The sequence below is a fragment of the Sphingobium sp. BYY-5 genome (assembly GCF_022758885.1).
Lineage (GTDB): Bacteria > Pseudomonadota > Alphaproteobacteria > Sphingomonadales > Sphingomonadaceae > Sphingobium.
Genome location: NZ_JALEBH010000001.1, coordinates 1378146 through 1393191, shown reverse-complemented (window position 1 = coordinate 1393191; position 15046 = coordinate 1378146). Strand labels below are relative to the sequence as shown.

At 64.3% G+C, this 15046-nt stretch carries 18 protein-coding genes; 4 read left to right on the top strand and 14 right to left on the bottom strand.

All coding sequences use genetic code 11. The features are described 5' to 3' along the window. Positions 1 to 4: 4 nt before the first annotated feature. The 4 genes from MOK15_RS06610 to MOK15_RS06595 form a co-directional block, all read right to left on the bottom strand. Positions 5 to 214: a hypothetical protein gene (locus tag MOK15_RS06610; protein ID WP_242930869.1), complete on the bottom strand. Its 210-nt coding sequence runs from the start codon at positions 212 to 214 to the stop codon at positions 5 to 7. Positions 215 to 269: 55 nt separating this feature from the next. Further along, complete coding sequence (gene aguB, locus MOK15_RS06605) at positions 270 to 1118, bottom strand: N-carbamoylputrescine amidase (RefSeq protein WP_242930868.1); 849 nt, start codon at positions 1116 to 1118, stop codon at positions 270 to 272. A 247-nt stretch (positions 1119 to 1365) separates the two neighbouring features. Continuing rightward, positions 1366 to 1740, bottom strand: a complete 375-nt coding sequence (locus MOK15_RS06600) for a DUF2501 domain-containing protein (RefSeq protein WP_242930867.1) — start codon at positions 1738 to 1740, stop codon at positions 1366 to 1368. An 82-nt stretch (positions 1741 to 1822) separates the two neighbouring features. Next, positions 1823 to 2824 carry an agmatine deiminase family protein gene (locus tag MOK15_RS06595; protein ID WP_242930866.1) on the bottom strand — a complete coding sequence of 334 codons (1002 nt, stop codon included), beginning with the start codon at positions 2822 to 2824 and terminating at the stop codon, positions 1823 to 1825. Positions 2825 to 2919: 95 nt separating this feature from the next. Between MOK15_RS06595 and MOK15_RS06590 the strand changes: the two genes are divergently transcribed. Then, positions 2920 to 3372, top strand: coding sequence for a DUF6265 family protein (locus MOK15_RS06590; protein WP_242930865.1), 453 nt, complete (start codon positions 2920 to 2922; stop codon positions 3370 to 3372). 4 nt (positions 3373 to 3376) lie between these two features. On the opposite strand, the gene MOK15_RS06585 is transcribed toward MOK15_RS06590, so the two are convergent. From MOK15_RS06585 to MOK15_RS06570, 4 genes are all read right to left on the bottom strand, one after another. Continuing rightward, positions 3377 to 3736, bottom strand: a complete 360-nt coding sequence (locus MOK15_RS06585) for a hypothetical protein (protein WP_242930864.1) — start codon at positions 3734 to 3736, stop codon at positions 3377 to 3379. A gap of 61 nt (positions 3737 to 3797) precedes the next feature. Then, positions 3798 to 4934 (bottom strand): glutathionylspermidine synthase family protein, encoded by a 1137-nt coding sequence (locus MOK15_RS06580; RefSeq protein WP_242930863.1) that lies wholly within the window; start codon positions 4932 to 4934, stop codon positions 3798 to 3800. Continuing rightward, positions 4934 to 5284 (bottom strand): hypothetical protein, encoded by a 351-nt coding sequence (locus MOK15_RS06575; protein ID WP_242930862.1) that lies wholly within the window; start codon positions 5282 to 5284, stop codon positions 4934 to 4936. Before MOK15_RS06575 ends, MOK15_RS06580 begins: the two co-directional genes overlap by 1 nt. Positions 5285 to 5349: 65 nt before the next feature. Next, entirely contained in the window at positions 5350 to 7020 is a 1671-nt protein-coding gene (locus tag MOK15_RS06570; RefSeq protein WP_242930861.1) for a M28 family metallopeptidase, read from the bottom strand. 72 nt (positions 7021 to 7092) lie between these two features. On the opposite strand from MOK15_RS06570, the gene MOK15_RS06565 reads away from it, so the two are divergent. Then, on the top strand, positions 7093 to 7659 hold the full coding sequence (locus MOK15_RS06565) for a hypothetical protein (RefSeq protein WP_242930860.1): 567 nt from the start codon (positions 7093 to 7095) through the stop codon (positions 7657 to 7659). Positions 7660 to 7867: 208 nt separating this feature from the next. Here MOK15_RS06565 and rpsD read toward each other — a convergent pair whose 3' ends face one another. Then, on the bottom strand, positions 7868 to 8482 hold the full coding sequence (rpsD, locus tag MOK15_RS06560; RefSeq protein ID WP_242930859.1) for a 30S ribosomal protein S4: 615 nt from the start codon (positions 8480 to 8482) through the stop codon (positions 7868 to 7870). 213 nt (positions 8483 to 8695) lie between these two features. On the opposite strand from rpsD, the gene MOK15_RS06555 reads away from it, so the two are divergent. After that, positions 8696 to 8992 (top strand): chorismate mutase, encoded by a 297-nt coding sequence (locus MOK15_RS06555; RefSeq protein WP_242930858.1) that lies wholly within the window; start codon positions 8696 to 8698, stop codon positions 8990 to 8992. On the opposite strand, the gene MOK15_RS06550 is transcribed toward MOK15_RS06555, so the two are convergent. After that, the gene (locus MOK15_RS06550) at positions 8989 to 10125 is read right to left on the bottom strand and encodes an aminotransferase class I/II-fold pyridoxal phosphate-dependent enzyme (protein ID WP_242930857.1); all 1137 of its coding nucleotides are present in this window, start codon (positions 10123 to 10125) and stop codon (positions 8989 to 8991) included. The genes MOK15_RS06555 and MOK15_RS06550 overlap by 4 nt on opposite strands. Before the next feature lie 57 nt (positions 10126 to 10182). On the opposite strand from MOK15_RS06550, the gene MOK15_RS06545 reads away from it, so the two are divergent. Then, positions 10183 to 10446, top strand: coding sequence for a hypothetical protein (locus tag MOK15_RS06545; protein WP_242930856.1), 264 nt, complete (start codon positions 10183 to 10185; stop codon positions 10444 to 10446). A gap of 118 nt (positions 10447 to 10564) precedes the next feature. Here MOK15_RS06545 and pgl read toward each other — a convergent pair whose 3' ends face one another. The 4 genes from pgl to MOK15_RS06525 all read right to left on the bottom strand — a co-directional run bounded on the left by pgl (position 10565) and on the right by MOK15_RS06525 (position 14995). Further along, entirely contained in the window at positions 10565 to 11257 is a 693-nt protein-coding gene (gene pgl / locus MOK15_RS06540; protein ID WP_242930855.1) for a 6-phosphogluconolactonase, read from the bottom strand. Positions 11258 to 11262: 5 nt separating this feature from the next. Then, complete coding sequence (locus MOK15_RS06535) at positions 11263 to 11751, bottom strand: YbaK/EbsC family protein (RefSeq protein WP_242930854.1); 489 nt, start codon at positions 11749 to 11751, stop codon at positions 11263 to 11265. Beyond that, the gene (gene galE / locus MOK15_RS06530) at positions 11748 to 12749 is read right to left on the bottom strand and encodes a UDP-glucose 4-epimerase GalE (protein ID WP_242930853.1); all 1002 of its coding nucleotides are present in this window, start codon (positions 12747 to 12749) and stop codon (positions 11748 to 11750) included. Before galE ends, MOK15_RS06535 begins: the two co-directional genes overlap by 4 nt. 68 nt (positions 12750 to 12817) lie before the next feature. Continuing rightward, the gene (locus MOK15_RS06525) at positions 12818 to 14995 is read right to left on the bottom strand and encodes a 3-hydroxyacyl-CoA dehydrogenase NAD-binding domain-containing protein (protein ID WP_242930852.1); all 2178 of its coding nucleotides are present in this window, start codon (positions 14993 to 14995) and stop codon (positions 12818 to 12820) included. Between the last annotated feature and the right edge of the window lie 51 nt (positions 14996 to 15046).

Genomic DNA, 15046 nt, shown 5'->3' with positions numbered 1-15046 from the left:
GCGCCTATCGCGCCTTGTCCCTGGCATGGGCCTTCATTTCCGCATAGGCCGCGTCGCGCTGATCGGTGGCAAGCGACAGCAGATGGCGCACGGCATCCTTGTAGGTCAGGAACGGCCGGCCATCCGCGATGACGGGAATGGCGCGGGCATTGTAGAGCCGTTTCAGCAAGCGCCTTTGCGGCCTGCTCAGACCATTATCCTGGTCGTTCGTCATTTCATCCGGAGTCATTCGTCTGCAATCATTGGCTGTCCGTCATGGTCTTGCTCCGTCAGATATCCTGCGCGATCCGCCCGTACAGTTCCGGCCGGCGGTCGCGGAAGAAGCCCATGCCGGCGCGGTGGATCTTCGCCTTGGCAAGGTCCAGCGTCGCCACCAGCGCGCCGCTGTCCTTCGCGTCGGCGTCAGCCAGATAGTCGCCCCATTCATCGCTGATGAAACTATGGCCGTAAAAGAGCTGTCCCTCTTCATCCCCGATGCGGTTGGCGGCGATGACGGGCATACAGTTGCTGACGGCATGGCCGATCATCGCGCGGCGCCACATGCGGCTGGTGTCCAGATCGGCATCATAGGGTTCGGAGCCGATCGCGGTCGGATAAAAGAGCATCTCCGCGCCCATCAACGCCATGCAGCGCGCGGTTTCGGGATACCATTGGTCCCAGCAGATGCCGACGCCGATCGTGCCATATCGGGTGTTCCACACCTTGAAGCCGCTATTGCCGGGGCGGAAATAATATTTTTCCTCATAGCCCGGCCCGTCGGGAATATGGCTCTTGCGATAGACGCCCATGATCTCGCCTTCATCATCGATCATGGCGAGCGAGTTGTAATAATGATGGCCATCGCGCTCGAAATAGCTGGTCGGGATGTAGACGCCCAGCTCCCTGGCCAGCTTGCGCATCTCCTGCACAGCCGGATGGCTGTCGGTCGGCTGGGCGCTGGCGAACAGCGCCTCATCCTCGACCCGGCAGAAATAGGGGCCTTCGAACAGTTCGGGCGGCAGGATGATCTTCGCGCCGCGCGCCGCGGCCCTGGTCACATGATCGGCGACCATGGCGATATTGTCGCCCATGTCGTCCGAAAAGGCGAGTTGCAGGGCGGCGACGGTCACGCTTGTCATTCTTCACTCCATGGCGGGGAACAGGGCGCCATATAGAGAATGTCCGGCGGACATGCCACCGGCCATGAACCGTCTTGTTGATCCCATCTCGTCAGAGTTTGTGCGAAAATGCGCGGAAGAGCGCATTTTGAGACCGCACCGGCCCTCACCCCCACCCGGCCACCCATATGATACTGCCGTTGGGTGGCCGGGTGGGGGAGAGGGCCGGTGCCGTAATGCGCCGATAGGCGCATTCCCAAAGAATCTCTCAGAGCAGCGAGGTCGCGTGGTTCAGCACCAGGTCGCACGCCTTGGTCTTCGCCTTGGCCTTCAGGCTGCCGAGCGAGAAGCTGTTTTCGTCGCTCTGGAGGGTGCCGTTCTGCCCCAGCTTGAACCCGCTCGATTCCTTGACGCCGGGCTTGCCGGTCAGCTTGCCCAACACCGAACTGGCGCTGGTGGCGTTTACCAGCTTGTTCTTCACGCAATAGCTGAGCACGCCCGCCGCATTGCCTGCGCCGACCGATGCGATATTGGGCAGCCCCCCGCCGAGCAGGCCGCCCAGGTTAGGCAGTTGTGCGGAAGAGGCGGTCGCGCCGGTGAGAAGCAGCAGCGTCAGAGCGACGCGAAAAGGCGTGCGGATCATGAGCATGTCTCCCTGCCCGGCGACTCTGGCCGGATCGGAACAAAGATTGATCCTATCCGGCCCGATGCGCAATGATGTTCGTTCAGACGAGCGATGGCAGCTGCTGGCTGCAACAATGGAAGCTGCCGCCGCCCGACAATATGGCGTCGCTGCGCAGGCCGATAATTTCCCGTCCCGGAAAGAAGGGGCGGAAGGCGTCGAGCGCAGCCTGATCGTTGGGCCGGCCGTAGATGGGGACGATGACGGCCGCATTGCCGACGTAGAAATTCATGTAGCTGGCGGGGATCGCCTCGCCATCCACCTCGACTCGGCCGGGGGAGGGGATGTCCACCACCTCGACGCCATGCGCTTTCGCGCGGGCGCGCGCATCGGCGTAGAGGTCGGCGTTGGGATCGTCATCGGTGGTTGCGATGGGCAGCGCCAGCTTGCCGGGGGCGACGAAGCGGGCGAGGTTGTCGACATGCCCGTCGGTATGGTCGTTGAGCAGCCCGTCACCCAGCCACAGCATGTCGGACAGGCCCAGGCTGCCGGCGAGCAAAGTCTCGATCTTGCCGCGATCCAGGTCCGGGTTGCGATTGGGATTGAGCAAACATTGCTCGGTCGAGACGAACAGGCCGGTGCCGTCGGTATCGATCGCGCCGCCCTCGAACACCCAATGTTGGGTGGATGTCGGCAGGCCCGTGGCGGCGGCCAGGCGCGCGCCGATATCCTCGTCGCCGGGCATCTGATATTTGCCGCCCCAGCCGTTGAAGCCGAAATCGACCAGCGCACGCCCATGCTCTCTGGCGCCCGCGCCGTTCAGCACCGCGATCGGCGCGGTGTCGCGCAGCCAGACGTCGCCCAGCTTCTCCACGACGATGGTGACGCCGGGCGTGACCAGCGCACGGGCCGCGTTGGCATCGCCGTCATTGGCGACGACCAGCCGCACCTCCTCGCCCTTGCCATCGGCATGGAGCGCGCTGGCGAAGGTGGCGATCTGTTGCCGGGCTTCCTCGAAGGCGCCGGGCCATTCGGCGGGATTGGTCGGAAAGCCGATCCAGGTCCAGTCGTGCGGCGCCCATTCGGCAGGCATACGGAAAGTCATGGGTTCATCCTTGCTCGGCGGGGGCCGATCCGTGATAGCGGGATCATGCGCGCTCCATAGCGCGCCCTTATGGGTCTGGACAGGGGCTGACGGCCATGAAGAAAAGAGTTTCCACCATCGCGGCGATGCTGCTGCTGGGTCTGTCCGCCACGGTCAGTGCCGGGGAATTACCGTCCTGGCTGACCGGGGAATGGCAACAGGAGATCGGCGACCGCTGGACCGAGGAAGTCTGGACGCTGCCGCGCGGCGGGGTGATGATCGGCGTGGGCCGGACGGGCCGTGGGGAAAGCCTGCGGTCCTGGGAAGTCATGCGCATCGTACGCGCCGCCGACGGATCGCTGGCCTTCCACGGCGCGCCGGAAGGCGGGACCGCGACGATCTTTCCCGTCGTCGAACAGGGCGTCCGGGACATCACCTTCGCCAACCCGGACCATGATTATCCCCAACGCATCCGCTACTGGCGCGAAGGCCGGCTGCTCATGGCGGAAACAGCGAAGATGGACGGCAGTGCGGCGCAGAACTGGACCTATTCCCCGGCGGGGCAGTGAGGCATCAAGGGCGCCTGGGCTGTGTCCGCTGCGCTTCGGTCAGGCTCTGGAGCGCCCGTCCGCGCATTTCGAGTTCGCGCCGCTTGGAATCGGACAGGCCGTCGCGGCCATAGCGTTCGGCCAGCGCGTCATTCTGGTTGGCTTCCCGGCGGAGACCGCGCGCCTGGCTTTTCTTCAGCGTGCCGCTCTTGCGGCCTTCGCGAATACGCTCGCGCGATTCACGCAGTTCATGATCCGCGCCGGTGGACGGCATGATCCTCACGCCGATGGGGCCGGGTGCAGTTTCCGGCTGCGATCCGGGCGCAATCTGGGCAGGCAGGGCGGCGGGGCTGGCAAGGAGCATCAGGGCAAGGGCGAAACGCATAGGCTCTCCTTCCAGGCAATGCCGTGAAATTCGCCTTGAATCCCTGAACCCGTGCTGAACTTCAGGCGATGATGTGCGGCACGAAGCGGGCGCCATTGCCGGTGATCGGGCCATCCTCGCGGATGCCCATACCGGTCGGCTCGCCATCGATCACCCAACTGCCCAGCACCGGCCGCCGATCGCCTTTCCCCGGCAGGTCGAACAGCCGCTGGTAGATGAAGCCTTCCTCGCCATAGTCGCCATCGCTTTGCGCCACTGTCGCGCCGTCCTTGACGATGCGGACATTGGCCCCTTCGCGTGCGAGCAGGGGCTTCACGACATGATCGCCGTTCATCGGCGCGCGGCTGGCCTCCAGCAGGTTGGGATGGCCGGGAAAGAGATCCCACAGGATCGGCAATATCGCCTTGTTGCTCCAGATCATCTTCCAGATCGGCTCGATCCAGAGGGTAGAGGACAGGCTTTCGATCACCTCCCGTCCGAAGGGTTCATGGATGATCCATTCCCAGGGATAGAGATGATAGAGCGCATCGATCTGCCGATTGTCGAGGTCGACGAAGCGGCGACCGGCGCTGTCCCAGCCAAGATCGGTTGTCAGGATCAACTGTGTGTCGATCCCGGCCTGCTGCGCCGTGTCTGCCATATAGGCGACCGTGACCGCATCCTCGCCCATATTGCCGTCGACATAGGTGAGATGGAGCTTGGACGTGCCACGCGGCGGGGCGATGTCGCGCCACTTGGCGACCAGACGCTCATGCAGGCTGTTATACTGGTCGGCGTTCGGGAAGACGGCTTCCTTCCAGTCCCACTGGATGACCGATGCTTCCAGCAGGCTGGTGGGAGTGTCGCAGTTGAATTCGAACAATTTGGGCGGCCCTGACCCGTCATAGCCCAGGTCGAAGCGGCCATAGTTGAGCGCGGCCGGCTCCCCGTCCCAGCTTTGCCGGATCGCCTCATGGCAGAAGTCGGGAATCCCGAAATCGCCGAGAAGATTCCGATCTAGCACATGCTGGCCGGCCGCCAGGAACAGGCGGTAAAGTTCCGCCGTCGCCGCCTCGATCGTCTCCACCTCGGCAGATGAGAAGCGATAAGCCGCTGTTTCGTTCCAATAGGGCCGGTCGTTCGCGCCGTGCCAAACGAGGCCGAGTTCCTCCACCCGGCTTTGCCAGCCCGATCGCGGTGCGCAGTCGATTCGTTCCATCAGGAAAGGGTGCTGCGCCCGGACAGGCCCAGGCCGCCGCGTGTCACTGTGGCGGGCGATACCTGGCCATAGCTTTTGCCGAAGGACGGAGCGATCGAGCCGCCGCTGAGCGGCTGCCCGACCCGCGCCACCGCGCTGCCGCGATTGAGGAAATACCAGACGAAGGCGCCCGTAGCGACGCCGCTATGTGAACGGCAGTTGCTGTCCTCGACCCGCCGCCCTTGTGCGTCGCGGCAGACGCGCACGTCGGCATTGGCGGTGTCGGGGCTGCGCGAACAGCCGGTGGCGAGAAGGGCGGCGGCGACGGCCGACGTGATCGGCAGGATGCGCCGGTCGAATTTCTGGGTCATGCCGCGCTTATACTCAAGATCATGAATGGCTGGCGACACTATTTTGCCGTCGCCAGCCATCCCCGTTATTTCCCCGCCCGGTCCTTGTCGCGGATGGCGCGGAATTCGTCGCCTTCCACCCAGTTGGGCCAGTCGCTCGTGGTCGCCAAATCGCGGCCCACGGCATAATAGAGCTTCAGGTCGGCCAGCACCCCGGTCCAGTCCCAATTGGGATCATATTCATCCTTGGGGCCATGATAGCGGTTCTTGGTATAATCCTCCGCCGCGGCCATGCCCGCCGCAGTGCCGCCCTTCACCAGATCCTCGCCGCCCTCGAAATAGAGCATCGGCAGGCCGTGCTTGGCGAAGCTGAAATGATCGGAGCGGTAATAATAGCCCTTTTCCGGGGTCGGTTCATCGGTGGCGACGCGGCCCTGCGCGGCGAGAGCGCGGTCGAGATAGGCGTCGAGCTGCGACTTGCCCTTGCCGATCACGACGACATTCTTCGCAAGGCCCGCGACGCTGAGCGCGTCCATGTTCACGCCGCCTACCGTCTTGGCGAAAGGGAAGACCGGGTTTGCGCCATAATAGGCCGATCCCAGCAGGCCGGATTCTTCCCCCGTCACTGCCAGGAACACCTGGCTGCGGTCGGTCGGCCCGGCCTTCACATTGGCCTGTGCCAGGGCGACCAGCGCGGCGGTGCCGGTGGCGTTGTCCACCGCGCCGTTGCAGATGTCATCGCCGTCGGGTGCGGCCTGGCAATGGCCCAGATGGTCCCAATGCGCGCTGTAGAGCACATATTCGTCCGGGCGCGCCTTGCCCGGCAGCAGCGCGACGACATTCTTCGAACTATGCTTGCGCAGGTCGTTGTCGAAGGAGACATTGGCCGTCACGCCGGTCAACGGCACCGCCTTGAACCCCGGCTTCTTTGCGGCTGCCATCTGCGCATCGAGGTTGAGGCCCGCACTGGCGAAGAGGGCGGCGGCCTTGTCCTTCTGGACCCAGCCGATCGCCTGGCTCTGCCCCGCATTGCCATTGGCGCTGTCGGCGACATGCTGCGCGCCGGTCCAGCTCGACTGGACGACGTTCCAGCCATAGGCGGCCGGCACCGTGTCATGGACGATGATCGCGGCGGCCGCGCCCTGCCGCGCGGCTTCCTCATATTTATAGGTCCAGCGGCCATAATAGGTCATGGCCCGGCCGTTAAACGGACCGGTCAGCCCCTGCGTCTCATAGTCAGGGTCGTTGACCAGGATGATGACGGTCTTGCCCCTGACGTCCAGCCCGGCATAGTCGTTCCAGCCCTTTTCGGGCGCGTTGATGCCATAGCCGACGAAGACGACCGGGCTGTCCTTGAGTTCGATATGTTTTTCAGTCGTGCGATAGGTGCCGACAACCATCTCCGGACCGTAGGCGGCGGTCACGCTGCTCTTGCCGCCGGTAAAGCTGAGCGCGGACACATTCTTCGCGGTGATCTCCACCAGCGGCACGTCCTGGAACCAACTGCCCTTGTTGCCCGGCTTGAGGCCCAGCTTGGCAAATTCGGCGGAAAGCAGCGCAAGCGTCTTTTCCTCACCCGCGCTGCCGGGCGCGCGGCCCTCATAGGCGTCGGAGGAAAGCTCCTTCACCAGCCGCTTCATCGTCTCGATCGACGGTTCGGCGGATTTGGCGGCGGTGGACCTGACGGGTGCTGCGGCCGCAACGGCGGGCGCGGACAGGACAAGGATTGCGGCGATCGCCGCGATGGAACTGCGCATGGGAATACCCCTTTCTTATGATGGCGGGGTCATGCCATCGGGCGTGGACAAGGGCAAGCAAGGGCGTCGCCTTTGGGGCTTCTGCTTGAACACATGGAATTTTCGGGGATTTTGGCGGCCTGTACCGGATTAGTTACGGCCATTTTCCTCTCGTTGCGCGATCCTCGTCTCGACGCACTGGCGCAATGCAGAGGGAGCCTTCTGACCTTTGAACACGCAATCCGCGACGATCCCGCAGATCATATGTACCGAAGCAAGGTCCTGCTGCTTGTCTCGCGGTCCGCAATAGCCAAGCTGACCCCTTCGGAGCCTGTAGTCGATCCTTGCAGGGGTGGGGCGCTTGCCAACAACGACAATATTCAAAGCCGCGGCCTGCGTTTCATCCTGCGGCATCGATCGGGCAATCTGTGGGTGGACGAAGAGTGCTATCGCCGCTCCCAAGGCGACTGCTGGCAGGAAATTGTCTCCAGGCCGCATCAGAAAGTCACGCCTTGCCTTCCATATCGACGAATGCTCTCGCGCTTCCTGATCCAACCTATGTCCAAAACCCCGACGCGCCAAAAGAACAAGGCGACTATGGCGTTGAAAGCTCCAGCCGCGCGCATCCGAGGGCGATCAAACCTTCATCCTCCCCTGTAAGGGGAGGGGGACCACGAAGTGGTGGAGGGGTGTTCCCCTATCGCCCCTCCGTCACGCGCTTCGCGCGCGCCACCTCCCCTGCCAGGGGAGGATTTTCGTCCCGTCACCGACATTCAGGAGGCAGGTTCGCAAAGGCCATGATCGACCAAACAAGAAAGGGCGGCTCCTTGCGGGGCCGCCCTTTTTGTAACTCTGTTCGGAGAACCGATTAGCGCGAATAAAATTCGACGACCAGGTTCGGTTCCATCTTCACCGGATAGGGCACTTCGTCCAGCGTAGGTACGCGGACATAGCTGACCTTGGCGGCGCCGTCGGGGGCGACATAATCAGGGATGTCACGCTCAGGCAGGCCCTGTGCTTCCAGAACCAGCGCCATTTCCTGCGCCTTCTTGCCCAGGGTGATTTCGTCGCCCGGCTTCACCAGACGCGACGCGATGTTGCACTTCACGCCGTTCACATAGATGTGGCCGTGCGAAACGATCTGGCGGGCCGAGAAGATGGTCGGCGCGAACTTGGCGCGGTACACGACCGCGTCCAGGCGACGCTCCAGCAGGCCGATCAGGTTCTGACCGGTGTCGCCCTTCATACGGCTGGCTTCGAAATAGTTCTTCTTGAACTGCTTCTCGGTGATGTCGCCGTAATAGCCCTTCAGCTTTTGCTTGGCGCGGAGCTGGATGCCATAGTCGGACATCTTGCCCTTGCGGCGCTGGCCGTGCTGGCCGGGGCCATATTCACGCTTGTTGACCGGGCTCTTAGGGCGACCCCAGATATTCTCGCCCATGCGGCGGTCAAGCTTGTACTTTGCGCTGGAACGCTTCGACATAATCTGTCCTTCGATATGCTAACAACAACATGTGTCCACCTGCCTTGCGGGGCGGGTGAATGTTTCCCCGGTATCGCCTGTTTTCCGTGTTTCAGGGACAGGGTCGCCGCTTCACCGGGATACGGGACCAATCGCGAAGGCGGCCCTATGACCGCAAGGGGCAGGCATGTCAAGCCTCGACAGGGGCGGGCAGGCGGCCTAATTCCTTCGCCCATGAACCCCGACAGCTATAGCAGCATGGCAGAGGTGCGCGCCGGTGTCGATGAGATCGACCGGCAGATCGTCGCCCTGCTCGACCTCCGTTTCGCCCATATGCGCGCCGCCGCGCGGATCAAGCCTGATCGCGGCGCCGTGCGCGATGAAGCGCGCAAGGCCCAGGTGATCGCCAACGCCCGCGCGGAAGCCGAACGCCTGGGCGTCCCCGGCGACGTGATCGCGGACCTGTGGGAGCAGCTGGTCGAAGCGTCCATCGCTTATGAGATGGACGTGTTCGACCGGACGCGGGGCTAACGTCCGCCCTGCGCCTGGAACCAGGGGATCATCCGCGCGATCGCGTCCTCGATCCGGTCGGTCGACACGGCGAAGCTGAACCGAATGAAGCGATGGCCGTCGACCGGATCGAAATCGATCCCCGGCGCGGTCGCCACCCCGGTTTCGCGCAGCAGCCTCTGGCAGAAGCCGAGGCTGTCATTGGTCAGGTGGCTGATGTCGGCATAGATGTAGAAAGCGCCATCGGGCGGCGCGATGCGGGCAAGGCCCAGCGCGGGCAGGGCGTCGAGCAGCAATTGCCGGTTGCGCCGATAGGTGGCGACATGCCCCTCCAGTTCATCGGTGCAATCGAACGCGGTCAGGCCCGCGCGCTGCGCCAGCACCGGCGGCGTCAGGAAGAGATTGCCCATCCGCGCCCGCGCGACGTCGATCAGGTCGCTCGGCACCACGATCCAGCCCAGCCGCCACCCGGCCATGCTGTAATATTTGGAGAAGCTGTTGACGATCACGGCGTCGGGTGCGAACTCCAGCATCGATCGCGCCGGTTCGCCGAAGCTCAGCCCATGATAGATTTCGTCGGAAATGATGCGGATGCCGCGATCCGCGCAGACTTTCGCGATTCGCTCCAGTTCGTCCGCCGGGATGATCGTGCCGGTGGGATTGGCGGGACTGGCGAGGATGAGGCCTTGCGGAGCCGGATCGATCCGGGCCAGCGCGTCTGCGCTGATCTGGTAGCGATCGGCCGGGCCGCAGGCGACCTCGACCGGCTCCAGATAGAGCGCTTTCAGGTTGTTGCGATAGGCGACATAGCCCGGCCGCGCGGTGGCGACGCGGGCGCCGGGCGTGAACAGGCTGGTCAGCGCCAGCACCAGGCCCGGCGACGCACCGCAGGTCAGCAAGACCTGCTCCGGATCGATGGCAATGCCGTGCCGCTCGGCATAATGGCGCGCGATCCGCTCCTTGAGCGCCGGGCTTTCCCAATAGCCCATCGGATCGGTGTCCAGCACCGCGTGCGCCACGGCGATGGCGGCGGCGGGCGCGCCGGTCGACGGCTGGCCGAACTCCATGTGCAGGATGGATCGGCCCTGCGCTTCCAGGGCATGGGCTTCGCGGCTGATGGCGATGGCGTGGAACGGATCTATCTCGGCAACCATGGCCGCGTGCCTAGAACGCCGCCGCAACCATGTCGATAGTGGCGGCGTTCAGGAAGAATGAACGCCGTGCTTCTCACCGCCCTGCAATATTATGGCGCAGGGGCGGCGACCCTGGCAGCGCTGATCGTGTCGCTGAACCTGGGGCGGCGCATCACCGGATGGGCGTTCGTGCTGTTCGTTACCTCCTCGTTGGCGCTCACCGCCTGGGGCTTTCTGAACAGGGGCAGCGAGGGGATAGGGTGGCAGAATGTGGCGCTGCTGGTGATCAACGCCGTGGGGGTGTGGCGCTACCTGATTTCGAAGCATGAACCGGGATGGTAAACAAGCCTCCTCCCTTCCCGTCATCCCCGCGCAGGCGGGGATCCATCTCCCGCCTTTTCACTTTGGATCAAGGTTGGGAGATGGATTGCCGCCTGCGCGGCAATGACGGACAATGGTCTCAGCCTTCCGCGATCCATACCTCGACCGGCACATCATCCTGCAACAGCGCCAGCCGGATCGGCAATTCCTCGACAGGCCCGCCCGCCAGCGCGCAATCATAGACCGCCTTCTTCCCTGCGCCGCCGATCTGGAGGAAGATATGGCGGCTCTGGAGAATGGCATGGGCGGTTAGCGATAGACGCTGATGGGGCGCGACGGGCGGCGTGGCGGCAATGGTCAGCGCGGTGGACGACAGGCCCTCGGCCAGTTCCTGCCCTTCGGGAAAGAGCGAAGCGGTGTGCCCGTCATCGCCCATGCCCAGCAGCACGATGTCGAGCGGCCAGGGCAGGGTAGCGATCGCCGCCTCAACCGCCGGCTGTCCGGCATAGGCGTCGGCGGCGTCCGTCTTCATCGGCACGAAGCGGGCCTGCGCCGCCGCACCCTGCAACAGCGTCTCGCGCACCAGTCGTTCATTGCTGTCGGCGCTGTCGGGCGCGACCCAGCGTTCGTCGACCAGCGTCACCACGACCTTGCTCCAGTCGAGATCGGCCGCGCTCAGCGCCTCCAGCACCGGCCGGGGCGATCGCCCGCCCGAAACGGCGATGCTCGCCACGCCGCGTTCGGCAATCGCAACGGACAGGATGGTGGCGATGCGCGCGGCGATGTCGGCGGCGGCCTCTGCCCCGGTGGCGAAAAGATGTTCGGTCGGCATGAGGCTCACTCCACAGTTTCAGCCAGGATTTCTGGAAGCGTGCAGATGTCGATCCATTGCGCGCCGGTCAAGGCGGCAAGGCGATCGGGCGTCAGTTCGACCGATGTGGTGCGCGATCCGGCTGCCGGGAAGACGGTGGCGAAATCGCGCAGCGACACGTCGCAATAAACGGGCAGGGGAGAGGGCAGGCCGAACGGGCAGACGCCGCCGACCGGATGGCCGGTGATCGCCTCCACCTCTTCGGCGCCCAGCATTCGGGGCTTGGCGCCCAGCGCGGCCTTCGCCTTGCCATTGGACAGGCGCGCGTCGCCCCGCGCGCAGACCAACACGACCGTCTCGCCCACGCGCAGCGACAATGTCTTGGCGATCCGCGCCGGTTCGACGCCCAGCGCGGCGGCCGCCTCGATCACCGTCGCGGTGCTGACGCCCTGGTCGATGATCGCAATATCGGGCGCATTCGCCGCGAAGAAGGCGCGGACGCTCGCCTCGCTCATGTCTTCTGTATATCGCTCAGCTTGCGTTCCCAGGCGAGCGCATGGGTGACGATCTGCGTGAGGTCGGCATAGCGCGGCTGCCAGGGAAATTCGGCCATGATTGCGCGATTGTCCGAAATCAGCGAATCCGGATCGCCGGCGCGGCGGCCCTCCAGCCGGCGATCGATCGTCATGTTGGTGACGCGGTCGACGGCGTCCAGCACCTCCAGCACCGAAAAACCCCGGCCATAGCCGCAGTTGAGCAGATAATTCTGCTCCGGCTTGGCGATCAGCGCCTCCAGCGCCAGCAGATGCGCGTTGGCGAGGTCGGTGACATGGATATAGTCGCGCACGCCCGTGCCGTCGGGCGTGTCGAAATCGGTGCCGAACACCGAGACATGGCTGCGCTTGCCCAGCGCCGCTTCGACCGCGACCTTGATAAGGTGCGTCGCGCCCGCCGTCGACTGGCCGGTACGGCCTTCGGGGTCCGCGCCCGCGACGTTGAAATAGCGCAGCGCGCAGAAGTTGATCGGATGCGCCGCCGCCACGTCGCGCAGCATATATTCGGTCATCAGCTTCGACATGCCATAGGGGTTGATCGGCCGCTGCGGCGTCGTTTCCTTGACCGGACTTTCCTCCGGAATGCCGTAGGTCGCGGCGGTGGAGGAGAAGATGAAGTGCGGCACGCCGACCGCCACCGCGCTTTCGATCAGGTCGCGGGTCTTGGCGCTGTTATTATGATAATATTTGAGGGGGTTCTCGACCGATTCCGGCACGACGACCGACCCGGCGAAGTGCATGATCGCCTTCACATCATGATCGCGTAACGTCGCCTGCACCAGCGGCTGGTCGGATATGTCCCCCTGCACGAAGGTAACGCCGTCCGGCACCGCCCAGCGAAAGCCCGTGACCAGATTGTCGATCACCACCACGCCATAGCCGGCGTCCTTCAGCGCCAGCACCGCATGGCTGCCGATATAGCCGGCGCCGCCCGTAACCAGGACCGTTGGCTTGCTCATAAGAAAAAAGGTCTCCCCGGAGATGTTCGGGGAGACCTAATACAGAAGCGTTACGATTTACCAATCGGTCATGCTGCGGCGCGGGACGGAACGGGGCGATAGAAGGTCGCGCCGTTGGCCGCCATCTCGCGCAACTGTGCTGTGGGTGCGAAACGCTCACCATGGCTGGCGGCCAGCCGGTCCAGCACGGCCACGACATGAGAGATGCCCACCGTGTCCATATGGCTGAACGGCCCGCCCGTATAAGGCGCAAAGCCCCAGCCGAAGATCGCGCCGATATCGCCATCTTCCGGCGTTTCCAGCACGCCTTCCTCGAAGCAGCGCGCGCATTCGATAAGCTGGCGATAGAGGAGGCGTTCCTTCACCGCCTCCACGTCGGGCTGCTGCGCCGCGCGCGGGAACATCTCGCCCAGAACCGGGGACAGATGCTTCTTCGCGTCTTCGGGATAGTCGTACCAGCCCTTGCCATTCTTGCGGCCCAGCCGTCCGGCATCGACCATCTTGACCATGATGTCGTCCGAACCCTGGGGAACATAGGCGTCGCCCAGTTCCTTCTTCGCGGCGGTCATGATCTTGACGCCCAGTTCGATCGACACTTCGTCGCTGACCGCCAGCGGGCCGGTGGGCATACCGAGCTGCTTGCCGGCATTTTCGATCAGCGCCGGATTGACGCCTTCGCCGACCAGCTCCGCGCCTTCCTGCACATAGGTGCCGAAGCTGCGCGAGGTGTAGAAGCCGCGGCTGTCATGGACGACGATCGGGGTCTTCTTGATCTGGCTGACGAAATCCAGCGCCTTGGCGATCGCGGCCGGGCCGGTCTGCTTGCCCAGGATGATTTCCACCAGCGGCATCTTCTCGACTGGGGAGAAGAAGTGGACGCCAATAAAATTCTCCGGCTTCGACCAGGCCCGCGCCAGCTTGGTGATGGGCAGGGTGGAGGTGTTGGACCCGAAGATGGTGTCCGCGCCCAGCACTTCCTCGACCTTCTTGGTCACTTCCGCCTTGATAGCGACATCCTCGAACACCGCCTCGATCACGAAGTCGGCCCCGGCAAGCGCGGCATAGTCGGTGGTCGGGGTGACGCGGGCCAGCGTCTCCGCCAGCTTTTCCGGTGTCATGCCCTTGCCCAGGCGCTTGGTCAGCACCGCCTCGACATGCGCCTTGCCCTTTTGCGCATAGGCCTGATCGCGGTCGAACAGCACGACCTCTATCCCCGCCTGCGCGGCGACGGTGGCGATGCCTGCCCCCATCATGCCCGCGCCCAGCATGGCCAGTTTCTTCGTCGGCGCCTTGGCCTCACCCTTGGGACGCCGCGCGCCGCGTTCGGCGGCCTGTTTGTTGACGAACAGGCTGCGGATCATGTTGCTGGCCTGCGGGTCGGCGGCGACCTTGGCGAAATATTTGCTCTCGACCCGGATCGCGCGGTCCATCGGCAGGGTGATGCCTTCATAGACGGCCGACAGCAGGGCAATGGGCGCGTTCATGTTGCGCTGGGTCTGCTTCAGCGTCATCGGCAGGGCGGCGGCCATGGTCTGGACGAAGCCGGGGTTGAAGCCACCCGCGCCGCCGGGCACCTTGAACCCCTTCACGTCCCAGGGCTGGGTATTGGCGCTAGGATTGGCCTTCACCCATAGCTTCGCCGCCGCGACCGCCGTGCCCTGCGGTACGACCTGGTCCACGACCTTGAGCATTGCGGCTTCGGCGGGACGGAACAGCTTGCCCTGCAACATGTACATCAGCGACGCCTGCACGCCCATGACGCGCGGCAGGCGCTGTGACCCGCCACCGCCGGGGAAGAGGCCGATCAGGATTTCGGGCAGGCCAAGCTGGGTCTTCGGGCTGTCGCCGACGATGCGGCGGTGACAGGCCAGCGCCAGTTCGAAACCGCCGCCGACGCAGGTGCCCTCGATCGCGCAGGCAACCGGCTTGCCGCTGGTTTCAAGGCGACGGAACAGGCCGTTCAGCACGAATACTTTGTCGAAGATGGCGGCGGGGGCAGGGCGCGATCCATCGGCGGTGCCCAGCATGGAGGCGAAATATTTCAGGTCCATCCCGGCCATGAAGCCGCTGTCCTTGCCCGACCCGATCACCGCGCCCTTGATGGCCTCTTCCGACGCGATGCGCGTGATCGCGGCATCCAGATCGGCCAGGAAATCCGGGCCGATGACGTTCATCGACTGGTCCGGCACGTCGATGGTCAGGGTGGCGATGCCGTCGGCGTCTATGTCGAAGCGAATAGTGTTCATGGCTTTGCCTTTACTCTCCGTTCGCCCTGAGCCTGTCGAAGGGCTTCTCTT